The following is an 18101-nucleotide window of genomic DNA, read 5'->3' as shown; positions in this document are numbered from 1 at the left end:
CCCGCTGATCAGTCGCGCAGCTCGGCGGCCAGCTCGTGGAAGGCCGGGCTCGGATTGCCGAAGCGGTGCAGCGTCATCGACACCGCCTGCTCCTTCGTCCAGTACCGCAGCTCCACGCGGCCGGAGCCGGTGACCGCGTCGTCGAGCAGAGCGACCTCCGGACGCGGGGCCAGCTGCTCGCGCACGGCGGCGCCCAGTGTGCCCAGCACGCGCACCCGCACGCCGACGCCGGTGTCATGCGTCCCGGCGGCCAGTGCCGCGGCGAAGGCCTCGTCGTCCTCGCGGCGGACCGTCAGCCCCAGCTCGCCGGCCAGCCCCTTGAGCAGCTTCTTCACGTCCTTGGCGACCTTCGGGTCCCGGGAGACCGCGACCTCGGCCCCGACGGCGGCCGCCGCGGCCACTGTGCGCGCGACGTCCCGCGCCTCGGCGTCGGAGGCCACGCGCAGCAGCCCCGGCTCCGGCCAGTAGCGGAAGACGTTGGCCTCGGCCTCCAGACCGGTGCGGTCGGTCCCGACGCCGAACTCTCGGGAGACCCAGCGAGCGTCGTCGTCGACGGCCGTGCGCAGCCAGCCGAGGTCCTCCTCGTTCAGCAGGCCCTTGTCCTCGACGGTGCCGAGCACGGCCGCCACCGCTCCGCCGGCGACGGTCGGGGTCTCGGCGGTCGGCTCGGCGGCGTCGTGCCAGCGGCCGAAGAGCATCACGTAGTTCGGGCCTCCGGCCTTCGACCCCAGCCCCACCGAGGACTGCTTCCAGCCGCCGAAGGACTGCCGCTGGACGATCGCGCCGGTGATGCCGCGATTGACGTAGGCATTGCCCGCCTCCACGCGATTCAGCCAGGTGCGGACCTCCTGCGGCTCCAGCGAGTGGATCCCGCCGGTGAGGCCGAAGTCCACCGCGTTCTGCAGCGCGATGGCCTCGTCCAGATCCTTCGCGCGCATCAGCCCGAGCACCGGACCGAAGACCTCGGTCTTGTGGAAGAAGGATTCGGGCTTCACGCCCTCCTTGATCCCCGGGGACCACAGCTTGCCGGTGTCGTCGAGCGGCTGCGGCTCCAGCAGCCAGGACTCGCCCTCCTCCAGCGTGGTCAGCGCCCGGTGCAGCTTCTCGCTGGGCTGCTCGGTCAGCGGGCCGACAGCGGCCGAGAGGTTGGTGGGCCAGTCGACGATCATCGACGACGCCGCGTCGACCAGCTGGCGGCGGAACCGCTCGGAGTCGTGCACGCTGCCCACCAGGATGCCCAGCGAGGCCGCCGAGCACTTCTGCCCGGCGTGGCCGAAGGCCGAGTACACCAGATCCTGCACCGCCAGGTCGCGGTCGGCGGCCGGGGTGACCACCAGGGAGTTCTTGCCCGACGTCTCCGCGTTGATCTGCAGGTCCGGCTTCCAGGAGCGGAACATCGCCGCGGTCTCCGAGGCGCCGGTGAGGATGACCCGGTCGACGTCGGGGTGGCTGACCAGCTTCTGGCCGGCCTCCCGCTCGTCCGGGTAGACGCCGTGCAGCACCTCGGCCGGCACGCCGGCGTCCCAGAGCGCCTCGAGGATCGCCGTCGAGCAGTGCGGAGTCGGCTTGGAGGGCTTGTGGATCACCGCGGCGCCGGCGGCCAGCGCGGCGAAGGTCGAGCCGGCCGGGATCGCCAGCGGGAAGTTCCACGGCGGGGTCACCAGCACCAGCCGGTCGGGCGTGAACTCGGCGTGCTCGACCTCCTCGAGCTCCAGCGCCCGGTGGGCGTAGTAGCGGGCGAAGTCGATCGCCTCGGAGACCTCGGGGTCGGACTGGGCGACGGACTTGCCCACCTCGGCGGCGGCGATCGAGATCAGGTGCCCGCGCCGGGCGGCCAGCAGGTCGGCGGCGCGGTAGAGGACGGCGGCCCGCTCGGCGGCCGGCCGGGCGGCCCATGCCTCGCCGGCGGCGCGCGCCTCGGCGGTCAGCGCGTCGACCTCGTCGGCGCCGAACTGCCGGGGCACGGACTGGGCCTCGAGCCAGCCGGGCTGCGCCGCGCGCTCGATCGCCTCGCGGGCCCAGGCCTGATTGGCGGGCAGCGAGGGGTCGGTGTCGGGCTCGTTGGCGAAGGCCGGGATCCCCTCGGCGTAGTCGGGAAGGTCGTCGACGGTCTCCGGGTCCTCGTCGACGCGGCGGTCCTGGGTGTGCTGCGGGGCCGGCGCCTCGTGCCCGTCGGCGGCGACGATCTCGCCCAGGGTGCGCAGCGAGGAGCGGAAGCGGTCGGCTTCGCGATGGAAGACCTCGCTGCCGGGCTCGAGGTCGAAGATCCCGGACATGAAGTTCTCGCTGGAGGCGTTCTCCTCCAGTCGGCGGACCAGATAGGAGATGGCGACGTCGAACTCGGCCGGCCGGACCGCCGGCACGTAGAGCAGCAGCTGGCCGACGTCGGAGCTGACGACCTCGGCCTGCTCGGAGGCCATGCCCTGCAGCATCTCGAACTCCAGGCGGTCGGAGACGCCGCGCTCGACGCCGAGCAGGTGGGCGAAGGCGATGTCGAAGAGGTTGTGCCCGGCCACGCCCAGGCGCACGCCGGCCATCCGCTCCTGGGTCAGCAGCCAGTGCAGCACCAGCTTGTAGTTCGCGTCGCTGGCCTCCTTGGAGTCGCAGACCGCGCTGGGCCAGCCGGCGATCTCGGCGTGGACGGTCTCCAGGGCGAGGTTCGCGCCCTTGACCAGACGCACCTTGATGCCCGCGCCGCCCTCGGCGGCCCGGCGGTTGGCGAACTCGGCCAGGTCCTGCATCGCGCCCAGGGCGTCGGGCAGGTACGCCTGCAGCACGATGCCGGCCTCGAGCCCGTGGACCTCCGGGTCGGAGAGCAGCCGCTTGAAGACCTCCATGGTCAGATGGAGGTCGCGGTACTCCTCCATGTCCAGGTTGATGAACTTGGATCCGGCCGGGGCCTGCGCGGCCTCGCGGTACATCGGCGCCAGGCGCTCGACCACGTGCTCGACCGTCTGCTCGAAGCCCCACATGGACAGCTGCGAGGCGATCGAGGAGACCTTGATGGAGACGTAGTCGACGTCGTCGCGGCGCAGCAGCCGCAGCGTGTCGTCCAGGTGCTTCTGGGCCTCGGCCTCGCCGAGCACGGCCTCGCCGAGCAGGTTGATGTTCAGCCGGTGGCCGTCGCGGGTGAGGGTCTGCACCGCCTTGCCGAGCTGCTTGTCCCGCGCGTCGACGACCATGTGGCCGATCATCGAGCGCATCCGGGCGCGGGCGGCCGGGACGACGACGTCGGGCAGCATCCGGCCCAGCGCCGAGCCGGCCGTGATCTGGGCGCGGTCCAGCGCCGAGAGCGTGTCCGGAGCCAGCTCGCCGATCTCGGAGAGCGCCTGAGCCGCGGCCCGGGTGTCCTCGGTGCGGATGACCCGGTCGACGAAGCCGACGGTGAAGTCCAGCCCGCGCGGGTGGGAGAGCACCGCGGAGAGTCGCTCGGCCGAAGCGTGCGGCTTGACGTCGGACTCGCGGACGGTCTCCAGCCAGTGGGTGACCTTGTCCACGGCGGCGTCGCCGAGGCGGCTCAGCTCCGCCTCGACGGCCTCGGGCGAGGGGCGGTCCGCGGCGGTCGCGTGTGCTGGGGTCTCGGTCGACATGATGCTGTCCTCGCAAGTCTGGACGGGTGGTGATGGGTCTCACAGACAGTCTGATCCGCAGGTGCGGCCGCGGGGAAGCGACGAGGTCCGGATATCGACGATTCTGAGTCAGAATAGAGGCATGACGCAGCAGACGCATGGCGCGCCGGGCGGTCGCGCGGGGCGGCCGCGGATCCAGGACACCGCCGACGATCTGGTGGCCAGCGTGCTGGCCACGGCGGGGTCACGGGTGGGCACGCGGGCGTTCTCCACCCGGCGCGTCGCCGAGCTGACCGGGCTCAGCCAGACGGTGGTCAGCCGGGCGTTCCGGCGGCTGCGGCGCCGCGGGGCGGAGCCCGCCGAGCCTCCGCGGCTCGCCGGTCCGCTGGAGCTGGTCGAGCTCCAGGTCGCCTTCCCGCGGATCCGCGTGGTGTTCGGCGTCGCCGAGGCTCCGGCGCCGGCGGCTCAGCGCACCGCCGCGGACCGGCGTGCGACGGCCCTGCTGGCGGCGCTGCGCGTGGCCGGGGTCGGTCAGTGGGCCGGCGGATCGGAGGAGGTCGCCGAGCCGGGGCGGGAGCGAGTCGCCCCCGGGCGTCTCGTCCACGAATGGTCGCCGGGGCGGGACTGGGAGGCGTTCCTCGACGCCGTCGCCGCCGGGCTCGACGTCGCGGCTCCCAGTCTGGACGCGGTCCCGGGTGATCTGCTGGGGCTGCTCGCCGCGCGCGTGGGCCGGGGACTGCACGGCGTCGACTGGCGGCGCGACGCCCGTCGGGCGCCGGGCGAGACCGCGGTCGGCGAGGATCCCGGCAACGATTCCAACCGATATTCTGACTCAGATCAGGCCTTCGGAGTCCTCAGTGTGCCCGAGTATCCGGCGCCCGGTTCGGCGCCGGAGCGGAGTCGGTCGGCCGGGCGCTGGCTGCCCCACGGCGAGCTCTCGGTCACCGAGCAGATCGCCATCGCGCTGCGCCGCGAGATCATGAACGCCGGCTACCGTCCCGGTGATCGGATCACCGCCGGGCCGCTGGCCGCGACGCTGGGGCTGAGCGCGGCCACTGTGCGCACCGCGATGCGGCGGCTGGCCGACGACGGCCTGCTGGACTCCGCGGCCGGCGGGTTCAGCGTGCCGGCGGTGACCGGCGCCGACGTCGTCGACCTCTACGCCGCCCGGCTGCACGTCGGCATGGTGCTGCTCCGCGGCGTCGCCGCCCGGCCGCGGCACCGGATGCTGCCGGCCCGACTGGCCCTCGGCGCTGTGGAGGCCGCGGCCCGGCAGGGCTCCGGCGCCGACGTCGAACGGGCCGATCTGCAGTTCCAGCAGGAGCTGGCCGACGCCTCCGGGCTGGAGCAGTCGGCGCGCAGCTTCCACGCGCTGACGCTGCGGGTGCGGATGTTCATCTCCGTGCTGCAGCTGGACTACACCCCGGCCGCCGAGCGCATCGTCGCCGACGATCGACGCCTGTTGACCGCCGTGCTGGAGGGCCGGGCGGAGGATGCGGTGCGGATCTGGCGGGCCAAGCTCGACAACGCAGTGCGGCATATGTCCGCGCTGGCCCCGGAGGCCTTCGACGCCGAGCTCTGGGCCCGGCTGAGTCGGTGACGGGGTTGCGCCGGTCGGCGGCGTGTGGCTAGAGTCACAGTCGACGCCGGGCGTCGATGCGTATCGATTCCGTCTGCGGCATGCCGCCAGGCGGTCCGGCGCGACATGATCGATGCGAGACGATCGACGCGACATGATCGAGGGGCGGCCGGGACCGGCCGCGCCCCGCCCTGACCGACGACGTACGAGGTGACCAGCATGGCGAGCAGCCGCACGGCCCGCCGGGGCCCGACGAGCAAGGACGTCGCGCGCCGGGCCGGGGTCTCGCAGAGCACCGTCTCCTACGTGATGTCGGGCAAGCGCTCGATCTCCGCCGACACGCTGCGCCGGGTGGAGGACGCGATGGCGGCGCTGGACTACCAGCCGCACGTCGGTGCCCGATCGCTGGCCGGCAGCCGCACCGGCACCATCGCCGTGGTCATGCCCTTCGTCTCCGCCGTCGGCGCCCAGTCGCTGATGGCCTTCGTCGAGGAGTTCGTCGTCGCCGCGCGCCAGCACGGCAGCGACGTGCTGCTGGTGACCGCCGAGGAGGGGGTCGAGGGGCTGCGCCGGCTGACCGGCGGCTCGGTCTGCGACGCCGCCCTGGTCATGCAGGTCGCCTCCCACGACGAGCGCGCCGAGGCCGCCCGGGGCCTGGACTTCCCGGTGATGTTCATCGGCGTCCCCGAGGATCCCGCCGGGCTGGACTGCATCGACTTCGACTTCGCCGCCGGCGGCCGCCTGCTGGTCGACGAGCTCGTCGCCCTCGGCAATCGCCGGATCAGCGTGCTCGGCTGGAGCGCCGAGCTGGTCGCGCAGGGCTACAACTACATCGACCGCTTCTCGCGCGGGGTCCACGAGGCCGCCGCGGCGCACCGGGTGCCGGTGGACTGGCATCGCGCGCCCGTCGAGGGCGGCTTCCTCGAGACCCTCGAGCAGGGTCTGCACCGCGACGGCGAGCGCACCGGCGTGGTGCTCACCAGCGCCGTGCCGGCGGCCATGCGCGCGCTGGCCGCCCAGGGAATGCATACCGGGGGCGACGTCGACGTCGTCGCGCTGTGCACCGAGGCCGAGGCCGAGGAGCAGGCCGTGCCGCTGACGGCGGTCTCCACCCAGCCGCGCGACGTCTCGCGCCGGGCCACCGAGCGGATCTTCGCGCTGCTCGACGGCTCGGCGACGCCCGGCGAGCGGCTCGAGCTCGTCGACGCCGGCCTCGTCCGCCGCCGATCCACCCGCCGGTCCGCCCCAGGGCCCGCGTCCGACGCCCGCTGATCGCTCCGGCCGGTCCGTCCGGTCGGGTCCCGCCCCATCGTCCTGAGGAGGATGCATGAGATTCCGCCCGCAATCGATACGTATCGACAGGTGATCGCCGATGCCGAGGACGCTGATGTCATCGCCGGCGGATCCCCGCCGTGCCGCGCCCGGTCGTGAGCCGGGCGCTCCGATCTCCCGCCGCGCGTTCACCGCCGCGGGACTCGCCGCGCCGCTGGCCGGACTGCTGGCCGGCTGCGGCCGCGGAGCCGACGCCGCTCCGGGCGTGCTGCGCGTGCTGGACTCCTACGGCAACGAGCCGGACAGCACCCTCATCGGCGACGCCCTGACGAAGGCCGCCGACGCCGTCGGCGTCGAGCTGGAGCGCGTCTCCGTGGACGGCAGCGCGCTGATCCAGAAGGTGCTGCAGCAGGGCTCCTCCGGGACGCTGCCGGACATCCTGATGCTGGACAATCCCAATCTGCAGCAGATCGCCGCGACGACGGCGCTGCGGCCCTTCGGCGAGCTGGGCATCCCCACCGACGGCTACGCCGAGGGCATCCTCGACGCCGGCACGTACGACGGGCAGGTCTACGGGCTGGCGCCGACGGTCAACACCATCGCACTGTTCTACGACGTCCGCGCCCTGGACGAGGCCGGCGTGGAGCCGCCGACCACCTGGGAGGAGCTGCGCGAGACCGCCGCGGCGCTGACCGGGGACGGTCGCCACGGCATCGCCTTCTGCGCCAGCGCCGACTACGAGGGCACCTGGCAGTTCCTGCCGTTCTTCTGGTCCGCCGAGGCCGACGAGACCGCGATCGACTCCCGCCCCGCCGCCGAGGCGCTGGGGCTGCTGCAGGACCTCGTCGCCGACGGCTCGGCCTCGCCCTCGGTGGTCAACTGGGGCCAGGTCGAGGTCAAGGACCAGTTCGTCGCCGGACGGGCGGCGATGATGATCAACGGCCCCTGGCAGATCCCCGGCATGGCCGACGTCGAAGGGCTGGAGTACGACGTCGTCGAGATCCCGGTGCCCGCGGCCGGGTCGCCGTCGGTCGCCCCGCTGGGCGGCGAGGTCTGGACGGTGCCGGCCACCGGTGACAGCACCAAGGAGAGCCTCGCCGCCGAGGTGCTGACGGAGTTCTTCTCCGACGAGAGCCAGCTGACCATGGGCGCCGAGCGCTACACCGTCCCGGGACGGACCGCGCTGGCCGAGCCCTACCTGCGGCGGCGCCCGGAGATGGAGACCTTCACCGAGCTGGTCGGCGACGCCCGCGCGCGCACCGCCCAGCTGGGCGACGAATGGCCGGCCACAGCCACGGCGCTCTACACCGCAGTGCAGCTGGCCATGACCCGCCAGGCCTCGCCCGCCGAGGCTCTGGCCCGAGCGGAGGAGCAGCTATGAGCACCACCACCGCCCCCACCACCGGCGCGGGCCTCGGAGCCTCGGGCGCCGCCGACCCCGCCGACGGAGCCGACGGCGCGCCCCGCCGCGGCGCCGGCGTCGCCCGTCCGCGGCTGAGCATGCCCGTCCGGCAGCGGCTGATCACGCTGCTCTTCCTGGGCCCGGCGGTGGCCTATATGGCGCTGTTCTTCGGCTATCCGCTGGTGAAGAACATCATCATGGGGTTCCAGGACTACACGATCTCCACCTTCTTCACCGGCGAGGCGCCCTGGGTCGGCTGGGGCAACTACGTCGCGGTGATCACCGGACCGCTGTTCGGCACTGCGCTGATGAACACGATCATCTTCACGATCGGCTCCATCGCCGGCCAGTTCCTGCTGGGGCTGGGCCTGGCGCTGTTCTTCCGGCGGCGCTTCCCGCTCTCCGGGGTGCTGCGCTCGCTGCTCCTGCTGCCCTGGCTGATCCCGCTGATCGTGGCCAGCGCGGTGTGGAAATGGCTGCTGGACACCGAGACCGGCGCGCTGAACCGGCTGCTGATGAGCACCGGCGTCGTCGACTCCGGCATCCCCTGGCTCTCCAGCACCGAGCTGGCGCTGTTCACCGTGATCGTGGTGAACATCTGGATCGGCATCCCGTTCAACGCGGTGATCCTGCACGGCGGCCTCCAGGGGATCCCGGAGGAGCTCTACGAGGCGGCCAGCATCGACGGCGCCTCCCGGTGGCACGCCTTCCGGCACATCACCTGGCCGATGCTGCGCCCGGTGGTCTCGGTGGTGCTGGTCCTCGGCGTCGTCTACACGCTCAAGGTGCTCGACGTGATCCTCGGCCTCACCGGAGGAGGTCCGGCGAACGCCACCCAGATCCTGTCCACGCAGGCCTACCAGCTCTCGTTCACCACCTTCGACTTCGGCCAGGGCGCGGCGGTGAGCAACATGCTCATCGTGCTGGCGCTGCTCTTCGCCGTGATCTACCTGCGGCTGAACCGCCGCGCCGTCGACGAATGAGCGCATCCGTGAGGAGTTCCGCATGAAGACCGTCAAGCATCCGCTGCTGCACACAGTGCTGGGTGTGCTCATCCTGGCCGTGCTGCTCTTTCCGATCTACTGGATGATCAACGCCTCGCTGCAGCCCGGCGGCGCCACAGTGGACACCGCCTGGTTCCCCACGGATCCCGACCTCGCCGGCTACCGGACCGCGCTGGCCGAGCAGGGCGGAAACCTGCTGACCAGCCTCACCGTGGCGCTGGGCAGCGTGGTCCTCTCGCTGACGATCGCGGTGCCGGCGGCCTATGCGCTGGCCCGCTTCCGCATCCGCTGGGCGCACTGGGTGCTCTTCGCAGTGCTGATCAGCCAGATGATCCCCGGCATCGTCATCTCCAACGCGCTCTACAGCGCCTATGCCGATCTGGGACTGCTGAACTCGATCCCCGGGCTGATCCTCGCCGACTCCTCGGCGGGCATCCCCTTCGCGATCCTGATCTGCCGGGCGCTGATGGAGTCGCTGCCCGACGCCGTCGTGGAGGCCGCGATGGTCGACGGCGCCGGGCCGGTGCGGGCGTTCATCGCCGTGGTGCTGCCGATCAGCCGCAACGCGCTGATCACCGCGGGGCTGTTCACCTTCCTGTTCACCTGGAGCGACTTCCTCTTCGCGCTGACGCTGACCACCACTGAGGAGGTCCGGCCGGTCACGCTGGGCATCTACAACTACCTGGGCGCCTATGTGGCCGACTGGAGCTCGGTGATGGCCACCGCCGTGCTGGCCTCCGTCCCCGCGGTGGTGCTGCTGCTCATCGCGCAGAAGTACGTCGCCGCCGGCGCCACCGGCGGGGCGGTGAAATGAACGCCGGGATGCCGCGCGGCCGTCCGCCGCCGCGGCCGCCCGAGCCGCCCGAGCCGCCTGACCTGCCTGCCGCCCGACCTGCCCGACCCTGCACCCCGCACCCCATCCCCGGGAGGACCGACCGATGACCGAATCCGCCGAGAACCGGCCCGCCGCGCCGGCCGATGCCATGCCGTCTCCGCGGACGGTGTTCGCCCGCCCCGTCCGGGTCACCGTCTGGGGCGAGAACCGCCACGAGCAGGTCGAGCCCGAGGTGGCCGCGCGCTATCCCGACGGGATGCACGGCGCCGTCGCCGCCGGCCTCCGCGAGCACCTGGGCGAGGCCGCCGAGATCCGCACCGCCACGCTGGACGAGCCCGAGCACGGGCTCACCGAGGAGGTGCTGCGGAGCACCGACGTGCTGACCTGGTGGGGGCACGCCGCCCATGAGGAGGTCGACGACGCCGTCGTCGAGCGCGTCCACCGCCACGTGCTCGAGGGCATGGGACTGATCGTGCTGCACTCCGGGCACTGGTCGAAGATCTTCATGAAGCTCATGGGCACCAGCTGCACGCTGCGCTGGCGCACCGAGCACGATCGCGAGCTGCTCTGGACGGTGGACCCGACCCATCCGATCGCCCGGGGGGTGCCGCATCCGATGATCATCGAGGAGGACGAGATGTACGGCGAGCACTTCGACGTCCCGGCCCCCGACGAGCTGATCTTCCTCTCCAGCTTCTCCGGCGGCGAGGTCTTCCGCTCCGGGATGACCTATCGGCGCGGCTACGGGCGGATCTTCTACTTCCGCCCCGGGGACCAGGACTACCCGACCTACTTCCACCCCGGGGTGCGGCGGATCATCGCCAACGCCGCCGAGTGGGCGGTCACCGACCGCCCGGAGCGCACCAGCCCGCAGCTGCTGCGCTACGAGACCGAGGACTTCTACACCGGCCACGGCTACCAGGGCCCGCTCGAGGACGCCGCGGAGCAGGACACTGCGCAGCAGCAGGACACTGCGCAGCAGCAGGACACTGCGCAGCAGCAGAACACTGCGCAGCAGGACGTCGCGCAGACGGGAGGCGCCCGATGACCGGCACGCATCCGCACCAGACCGAGGACTCCTCGCCGCGGCGGCTGCTGCTGGTCGGCGCCGGCGGCATGGGCCGGGCCTGGCTGGAGACCATCCTGGCCGAGCCGCGGGCCGAGCTGGTCGGCGTCGTCGACCTCGACCTGGAGGCCGCCCGCGCCGCGCTCGCCGCCGCGGGGGCGGCGCAGGTGCCGGTGCGCGACGACGTCGTCGCGCTGGCCGAGCGCACCGCCGCCGACGCCGTCGTCGACGTCACCGTGCCCGCCGCGCACCACCGCATCACCACTGACGCGCTGCTCGCCGGCTATCCGGTGCTCGGCGAGAAGCCCGCGGCGGCGACGGTGCCGGAGGCGCTGTCGCTGGCGGCGGCCTCCGAGGTCACCGGCCGACTGTTCATGGTCAGCCAGTCCCGCAGCTTCAACCCGCGGCTCTTCCGGCTGCGCGACCACGCCCGGGCGCTCGGGACGGCCGGAGTGCTGTCCACCGAGTTCTTCAAGGCGCCGCACTTCGGCGGGTTCCGCGAGCAGATGGCGCATCCGCTGCTGGTCGACATGGCCATCCACCCCTTCGACGCCGCGCGGCTGGTGCTCGACGCCGAGCCCGTCTCGGTCTACTGCGAGGAGCACAACCCGCCGTGGAGCTGGTACGCCGGCGACGCGGCGGCCACCGCGCTCTTCGAGATGACCGGCGGGGCGCGCTTCGCCTACACCGGCAGCTGGTGCAGCCCCGGCCGGGAGACCTCGTGGAACGGCTCCTGGCGACTCTCCGCCGAGCACGGCACCGCCCTCTGGGACGGCGAGACCGAGCCGGAGGTCGAGGATGTGCGCGGCGGCCGGGCCGCCGACGACGCGGCGACGCCGACCCGGCCGGCGGTGGGCGAGGGGATCGCCGGGTCGCTGGCGGCCTTCCTCGACGCGCTCGCCGGCGGGCCGGCGCCGATGGGCGAGGTGCATGGCAACGTGCTGAGCCTGGTGATGGTCGAGGCCGCCGTCGAGTCCTCGGCGCGGCGCGGCCGGGTGATGGTCGACGAGATCCTCGAGCGGGCGCTGGCGAAGGCCCTGGAGGCCGAGGTCCGCGACGACGTCCGGGCCGCGCTGGCCTCCTGGCCCTCGGTGCGCCGGGCGCTCACCGGCGCGCCGTCGGCGCTGCCGGGCTGACCGGTCGCGGCGCGGCGTCTGCGCGGCGTCGGGCTGGCGTCGGCCCGGCGTCGGCCCGGCGTCGCCGGCCGCGGCCGCTCCCGTGCTCAGCCCACGGCGCCGAGGATCGTGTCGACCAGCTTCTGCACGCCCAGGACGATGAACAGCAGCGCCGTCAGCCCCAGGGCGGCGTTGGTGTGCCAGCGGTTCCGCCACCGGCGCGGGGTGCCGAACCGCGAGGAGTTCAGCAGCGCGAGCAGCGTGACCGCCAGGAACGGCATGAACAGCGATCCCAGCGCGCCGTAGAGCAGCACCAGGAAGATCGGCTTGCCGGCGAGGAGCAGCAGCATCGGCGGGAAGGTCAGCCAGATCAGGTAGAAGCGGAAGTACTTCCCGTTCAGCCGGGAGTCGGGGTGCTGGGCGTCCTTGCCGCGGCTGTGCGCCCAGAAGTCGGCGAACATCAGCGAGACGCCGTTCCACACGCCGAGCATCGAGGAGAACGCCGCGGCGAAGAAGCCCCAGAGGAACAGCGTGCCGATGAACCGGCCGTAGCGCTCGGCGAGCACCTCGTCGAGGGCCAGCAGGTCCTGCGAGTCGGAGGAGACCGCCGTGCCGGCGGCCGAGACGACCTCGACGCCGACGACCATCATCGAGGCGACGAAGACCCCGACGAGCACGTAGGCCATCGTGTTGTCGATCCGCATCACGCGCATCCACCGCGGGGTGATCCAGCCCTTCTCGCGCAGCCAGTAGCCGTAGGCGGCCAGCGTGATGGTGCCGCCGACGCCGCCGGCCAGCGCCAGCGTGTAGAACAGCCCGCCGTCGGGGATCGTCGGCACCAGGCCCGCCGCCATCGCCGGGATGTCCGGCACCGCGAGGATCGCCAGGCCGACGATGACCAGGAACATCAGCCCCACCAGCGTCGCGGTGATCTTCTCGAAGACCGCGTAGCGGTTGAACCAGACCAGCAGGAAGGCCAGCAGCGCAGTGCCGATGGCGAAGACCGGCAGCGGCACCGCCGGGAAGAGCGCGGCCAGCGGCAGCGCCGTCGTCGACATCGCCGTGGCCCCGTACACGAAGCCCCAGATGATGATGTAGGGCCCGAAGTACCAGACCGTCCAGCGGCCCAGCGCGCGCCAGCCCTCGAAGATGGTCCGCCCGGTGGCCAGCGTGTAGCGGCCGGCGCCCTCGACCAGCACGATCTTGAGGATCACGCCGAGCACCAGCGCCCAGAACAGTCCATAGCCGTAGTTCGAGCCCGCCGCCAGCGTGGCGACCAGGTCTGCGGCGCCGACGCCGGTGGCCGCGACCACCAGGCCGGGGCCGATGACCTTCCAGGTCGGCTTGCCGGCGTCCTCGGCAGACGGCGACGACGGCGAGGCGCCGGGTCCCGGCGGCTCGGCGGGGCGGTGCTCCATGATGCGGTCCTCCTGGGATGGACTGGACTGGACTGGCGGGATCGGTGTTCCGGATCACGTCTCGGGCGAGGGTAGCGCACGGATCTGAGACGGCGGTCACAGCATGCGGGCGGTGTCGTCGATCAGCGGGGTTCCCGTCCGCCGGGCTCTCGGCGTCGCGGCCCTCCTGATCGACCTCGGACGTTCCCCGGTGGCGAACAGGCCCCCGCGCGGCGGGGCGACCCCCGTAGCATCGGGGGTGAGCATCAACGCGAGGAGTGTCATTGGCCATGTTCGAGAGATTCACCGACCGCGCACGGCGTGTGGTTGTGCTGGCCCAGGAAGAGGCCCGCATGCTCAACCACAACTACATCGGCACCGAGCACATCCTGCTCGGCCTGATCCATGAGGGCGAGGGCGTCGCCGCGAAGGCCCTCGAGTCGCTGGACATCTCGCTGGGCGGCGTCCGCGAGAAGGTCCAGGAGAAGATCGGGCCGGGTCAGAACGCGCCCAGCGGGCACATTCCGTTCACCCCGCGCGCGAAGAAGGTCCTGGAGCTGTCGCTGCGCGAGGCGCTGCAGCTGGGCCACAACTACATCGGCACCGAGCACATCCTCCTCGGCCTGATCCGCGAGGGCGAGGGCGTCGCCGCCCAGGTCCTGGTGGAGCTGAACGCCGACCTGAACAAGGTCCGCCAGCAGGTCATCCAGCTGCTGTCCGGCTACCAGGGCGGCGGCGGAGGTCAGGACAAGGCCGGCGCCGGCGTCGGACAGAGCACCGGCGAGGGCACTCCCGCCGGGTCGGTGGTCCTCGACCAGTTCGGCCGCAACCTCACCGCCGCCGCGCGCGAGGCGCAGCTGGACCCGGTGGTCGGCCGCGACTACGAGCGCGAGCGCGTGATGCAGGTGCTCTCCCGCCGCACGAAGAACAACCCGGTGCTCATCGGCGAGCCCGGCGTCGGCAAGACCGCCGTCGCCGAGGGCCTGGCCCAGGCCATCGTCGCCGGCGACGTGCCGGAGATCCTGCGGGACAAGCAGCTCTACACCCTCGACCTCGGCTCGCTGGTCGCCGGCTCCCGGTACCGCGGAGACTTCGAGGAGCGGCTGAAGAAGGTCCTCAAGGAGATCAAGACCCGCGGCGACATCATCCTGTTCATCGACGAGATCCACACCCTCGTCGGCGCAGGAGCGGCCGAAGGCGCGATAGACGCGGCGAACATCCTCAAGCCGATGCTGGCCCGCGGCGAGCTGCAGACCATCGGCGCGACGACGATGGACGAGTACCGCAAGCACATCGAGAAGGACGCCGCGCTGGAGCGCCGCTTCCAGCCCATCCAGGTGGAGGAGCCCTCGGTCGAGATCACCACGCAGATCCTGCGCGGGCTGCGCGACCGCTACGAGGCCCACCACAAGGTGTCCATCACCGAGGAGGCCCTGGAGGCCGCCTCGTCGCTGGCGAACCGCTACATCAACGACCGCTTCCTGCCGGACAAGGCGATCGACCTGATCGACGAGGCCGGCGCCCGGCTGCGCATCCAGCGGATGACGGCCCCGCCGGAGCTGAAGGAGTACGACGCCCAGATCGAGGACGTCCGGCGGGAGAAGGAATCCGCCATCGACGCCCAGGACTTCGAGGGCGCCGCCTCGCTGCGGGACAAGGAGCAGCGGCTCGTCGAGGAGCGGGAGCGCAAGGAGGAGGAGTGGAAGTCCGGCTCCATGGATGAGATCGCCGAGGTCGACGCCGACCTCGTCGCCGAAGTCCTGGCCTTCTCCACCGGCATCCCGGTATTCAAGCTCACCGAGCAGGAGTCCGACCGGCTCAAGCGCATGGAGGAGGAGCTCCACAAGCGCGTCATCGGCCAGGAGGAGGCCATCAAGTCCCTCTCCCGGGCGATCCGCCGCACCCGCGCCGGCCTGAAGGACCCGGACCGGCCCTCGGGCTCGTTCATCTTCGCCGGCCCCACCGGCGTCGGCAAGACGGAGCTGGCCAAGACGCTGGCCGAGTTCCTCTTCGGCGACGAGGACGCGCTGATCACCCTGGACATGTCGGAGTACTCGGAGAAGCACACCGTCTCCCGGCTCTTCGGTGCACCTCCCGGCTACGTCGGCTACGAGGAGGGCGGCCAGCTGACCGAGAAGGTCCGGCGGCGTCCGTTCTCCGTGGTGCTCTTCGACGAGGTCGAGAAGGCCCACGCGGACCTGTTCAACTCGCTGCTGCAGATCCTCGAGGACGGCCGGCTCAGCGACTCGCAGGGCCGCCAGGTGGACTTCAAGAACACCGTGATCATCATGACCACGAACCTCGGCACCGGCGAGATCTCGAAGAGCGTGATGACCGGCTTCCAGTCGTCGTCGGACTCCACCACGAACTACGAGCGCATGAAGGGCAAGGTCAGCCAGGAGCTGCGCCAGCACTTCCGTCCGGAGTTCCTGAACCGTGTGGACGACACCATCGTCTTCCCGCAGCTGGAGCAGTCCGAGATCGTCAAGATCGTCGACCTCTTCGTGAACCAGCTGCGCGACCGGCTCTCCGAGCAGGCGATGAGCCTGGACGTCACCCAGGACGCCCGCGCGTTCCTGGCCGAGCGGGGCTACGACCCCTCGATGGGCGCCCGCCCGCTGCGGCGCACGATCCAGTCGCTGATCGAGGACCAGCTCTCCGAGCGGATCCTCTTCGGCGAGATCCCGCACGGTGCGGCCATCACCATCGGGGTGACGGGCTCCGGCGAGGACCGAGAGCTGACCTTCGACTGGCACCAGCCGCAGGAGCAGCTCGAGGGCGCCGAGGAGCAGGCCGCTCTGGAGAGCGGCTCCTCGGATGACTCGTCGAGCGACTCCTCCGGCGGCTCCTCCGACGAGCCCGCCAGCGAGTCGACCACCGGCTGACCCGCCGACCCGCTCCGACGCGTGGAACTGTGGGGCCGTCCCGTCCGGGGCGGCCCCACAGTCGTGTCCGGGGCCGGGCGTGGTGATGAGGTGCTGAGGCGGTCCCGAGGCTGCGAGCTCCGCTGGCGAGGATCCCCGAGTCTTCGCAGGATCACCACGCTGCATCACGGTGATCCTGCGGGAGCTCGGGGACCCAGCGCCGCCGGAGTCCCGGTCATCCCCTGAACGGGACTCCGACGGCCAGCAGCATGTCGCGCAGTCGCGTCGGATGACGCAGATCGGCCCAGACCCACCGCACCACCCGCAGCCCCAGGCGGCGCAGCGCATCCTCGCGCAGCTTCTCCTCCACCACGACGTCCTCGGGTCGCCGACCGGCGAGCAGCTCGGGCTTCTGATACTTGGCCAGCCCGTCGAACTCGCCGACGATTCCGCGCTCCGGCCAATGGAAGTCCACCCGCACCCGGCTTCCGCCGTCGACGTCGACGACGAATCGGACCTGCAGCTGCGGCGGCTCCAGCCCCCACTGGTCCATCAGCACGCGGGAGACGGACTCGCCGACCGACTCGGCGTCGGCGTCGGCGAACGCCCAGCAGGACTCCCAGCGGCGGCGGGCCTTCTTCGTCCGCAGGAAGCCGTCCCAGGCGAGCAGGTCCTCCTCGCCGACCGGTCCGTCGACGAGTCGGGATCCGCGGGCGACGGAGTCCAGAGCCGCGACGGCGGCCGGCCGCGACATCCGCGGGATGGTGTCGAGCAGCGCCAGCGGCAGCGGCTCGACGCGGAGGCCCTCCTCGGGCCCGGGGCACCAGGGGACCGCGTCCGGCGGGAGGACCGTCTGTTCCAGCCCGCGGTCTCCGCGGATCAGAGCGTCGCGGCGCTCGGGGCGGCTCATGCCGGCCGGCAGCGGGGCTTCATGATGGCGCAGAGGGTGCGGAGGGGGAACGTCGCGGCGAAAGGTCGCGGCGGGCCGCCGGACCCCGGCTTCGGGGGAGCGCCGCGTGCGCACTGTGACGTCGCGCGGAGGCTCCAGGAGGCTGACGCCGTGCAGCAGGAGGGCGGATTCCCGGCAGAACACCGGAGGCGGGGAGCGGTGCGCGGCGGCGACGGTCGCGATGGTCGAGCGCTCCCACGGCGGTGCGTCGGACCACCGCTCGGCATCGGTGTAGATGCCGCGATGCAGGCGCACCAGTTCGCCGCGGCGGGCCGCGCGTCCCAGATGGGTGCCGGTGTGGTCGCCGTCGACGGTGGGACGGGCCGTGGTCAGCTGGACGGGGAGCGGGGAGTGCGGTGCAGAAGCCATGCGCTCAGCGTGCCGGAGCGGCCGGCCTCGTGGGCGCTGAGTGCCGGGTCCTGTGGAGAACACGGCGTGTCCTCGCTGGAGATCCCCGAGTCTTCGCAGGATCATCGTGAGGCAGCGCGGTGATCCTGCGGGAACTCGGGGACCCAACGCCGCCTGATCCGCCGGTCGTCCGCCCGCCCAGCTGCCCGCCTCTGCTCAGCCGACCGGCGGGCCCAGGATCAGCAGCACCACGAAGACCACGACGACGGCGGCCGCCAGCAGCCCGCCGATCAGCAGCGGATGCGCCAGCAGCAGGCGCAGCAGCCGATCGTGCCAGGTGTGGTCCCGCGGGTCCTCGGTCGCGACGGTGCGCCACCGGCCCTCCAGCCGGCCGCTGCGGTGCAGCCAGACGTCGGCGGGGATCGTCGCATAGGGGATCACCGCGCTGATCAGCGCAGTCGCCGTCGGGCCGAGGCGCCAGCGCTGGTTCTTCGCGGCGATGACCGCCACGGCGCCGTAGGCGAGGAAGACGAAGCCGTGGATCCCGCCGCCGATCGAGACGGCGACGTCCAGCCCGGCGGTCGAGCGCAGGATCATGCCGCCGATCAGCAGCGTCCAGGAGACGGCCTCGGCGACGGCGAACAGGCGGAACAGGCGGGCGGGGGTGCGGAACACGCGTCTCCTGGGAGGCTCGGTCGGGC

12 protein-coding genes are annotated in these 18101 nt (G+C 72.2%); 8 read left to right on the top strand and 4 right to left on the bottom strand.

Features of this window, described 5'->3' with window-relative positions; genetic code table 11:
• Nucleotides 1-8: 8 nt before the first annotated feature.
• A complete protein-coding gene (locus tag ABD652_RS03395; protein WP_344718188.1) occupies nt 9-3590 on the bottom strand; it encodes a bifunctional proline dehydrogenase/L-glutamate gamma-semialdehyde dehydrogenase in 3582 nt (1193 codons plus the stop codon).
• Nucleotides 3591-3711: 121 nt separating this feature from the next.
• Between ABD652_RS03395 and ABD652_RS03390 the strand changes: the two genes are divergently transcribed.
• The 7 genes from ABD652_RS03390 (at nt 3712) to ABD652_RS03360 (ending at nt 11863) form a co-directional block, all read left to right on the top strand.
• Entirely contained in the window at nt 3712-5169 is a 1458-nt protein-coding gene (locus ABD652_RS03390) for a GntR family transcriptional regulator (protein WP_344718186.1), read from the top strand.
• Between the two features lie 198 nt (nt 5170-5367).
• The gene (locus ABD652_RS03385; protein ID WP_344718184.1) at nt 5368-6420 is read left to right on the top strand and encodes a LacI family DNA-binding transcriptional regulator; all 1053 of its coding nucleotides are present in this window, start codon (nt 5368-5370) and stop codon (nt 6418-6420) included.
• A 115-nt stretch (nt 6421-6535) separates the two neighbouring features.
• On the top strand, nt 6536-7801 hold the full coding sequence (locus ABD652_RS03380) for a sugar ABC transporter substrate-binding protein (protein WP_344718182.1): 1266 nt from the start codon (nt 6536-6538) through the stop codon (nt 7799-7801).
• The gene (locus tag ABD652_RS03375; RefSeq protein WP_425574537.1) at nt 7798-8805 is read left to right on the top strand and encodes a carbohydrate ABC transporter permease; all 1008 of its coding nucleotides are present in this window, start codon (nt 7798-7800) and stop codon (nt 8803-8805) included. Before ABD652_RS03380 ends, ABD652_RS03375 begins: the two co-directional genes overlap by 4 nt.
• Before the next feature lie 22 nt (nt 8806-8827).
• On the top strand, nt 8828-9640 hold the full coding sequence (locus ABD652_RS03370; protein ID WP_344718180.1) for a carbohydrate ABC transporter permease: 813 nt from the start codon (nt 8828-8830) through the stop codon (nt 9638-9640).
• A gap of 169 nt (nt 9641-9809) precedes the next feature.
• Nucleotides 9810-10709: a ThuA domain-containing protein gene (locus ABD652_RS03365; RefSeq protein ID WP_344719027.1), complete on the top strand. Its 900-nt coding sequence runs from the start codon at nt 9810-9812 to the stop codon at nt 10707-10709.
• On the top strand, nt 10706-11863 hold the full coding sequence (locus tag ABD652_RS03360; RefSeq protein WP_344718178.1) for a Gfo/Idh/MocA family protein: 1158 nt from the start codon (nt 10706-10708) through the stop codon (nt 11861-11863). Before ABD652_RS03365 ends, ABD652_RS03360 begins: the two co-directional genes overlap by 4 nt.
• Before the next feature lie 86 nt (nt 11864-11949).
• Here ABD652_RS03360 and ABD652_RS03355 read toward each other — a convergent pair whose 3' ends face one another.
• The gene (locus ABD652_RS03355; protein ID WP_344718175.1) at nt 11950-13260 is read right to left on the bottom strand and encodes an Nramp family divalent metal transporter; all 1311 of its coding nucleotides are present in this window, start codon (nt 13258-13260) and stop codon (nt 11950-11952) included.
• Between the two features lie 269 nt (nt 13261-13529).
• On the opposite strand from ABD652_RS03355, the gene ABD652_RS03350 reads away from it, so the two are divergent.
• Complete coding sequence (locus ABD652_RS03350) at nt 13530-16124, top strand: ATP-dependent Clp protease ATP-binding subunit (RefSeq protein ID WP_344718173.1); 2595 nt, start codon at nt 13530-13532, stop codon at nt 16122-16124.
• A 214-nt stretch (nt 16125-16338) separates the two neighbouring features.
• Here ABD652_RS03350 and ABD652_RS03345 read toward each other — a convergent pair whose 3' ends face one another.
• Together ABD652_RS03345 and ABD652_RS03340 are read right to left on the bottom strand one after the other, a co-directional pair.
• Nucleotides 16339-17421: a type IV toxin-antitoxin system AbiEi family antitoxin domain-containing protein gene (locus ABD652_RS03345; RefSeq protein ID WP_344718172.1), complete on the bottom strand. Its 1083-nt coding sequence runs from the start codon at nt 17419-17421 to the stop codon at nt 16339-16341.
• A 195-nt stretch (nt 17422-17616) separates the two neighbouring features.
• Complete coding sequence (locus ABD652_RS03340) at nt 17617-18075, bottom strand: DUF3817 domain-containing protein (RefSeq protein ID WP_344718170.1); 459 nt, start codon at nt 18073-18075, stop codon at nt 17617-17619.
• Nucleotides 18076-18101 lie beyond the last annotated feature (26 nt).

Source organism: Nesterenkonia halobia, assembly GCF_039536005.1.
GTDB classification, from domain to species: domain Bacteria; phylum Actinomycetota; class Actinomycetes; order Actinomycetales; family Micrococcaceae; genus Nesterenkonia; species Nesterenkonia halobia.
This window is presented reverse-complemented; position numbering and strand designations above follow the sequence as displayed.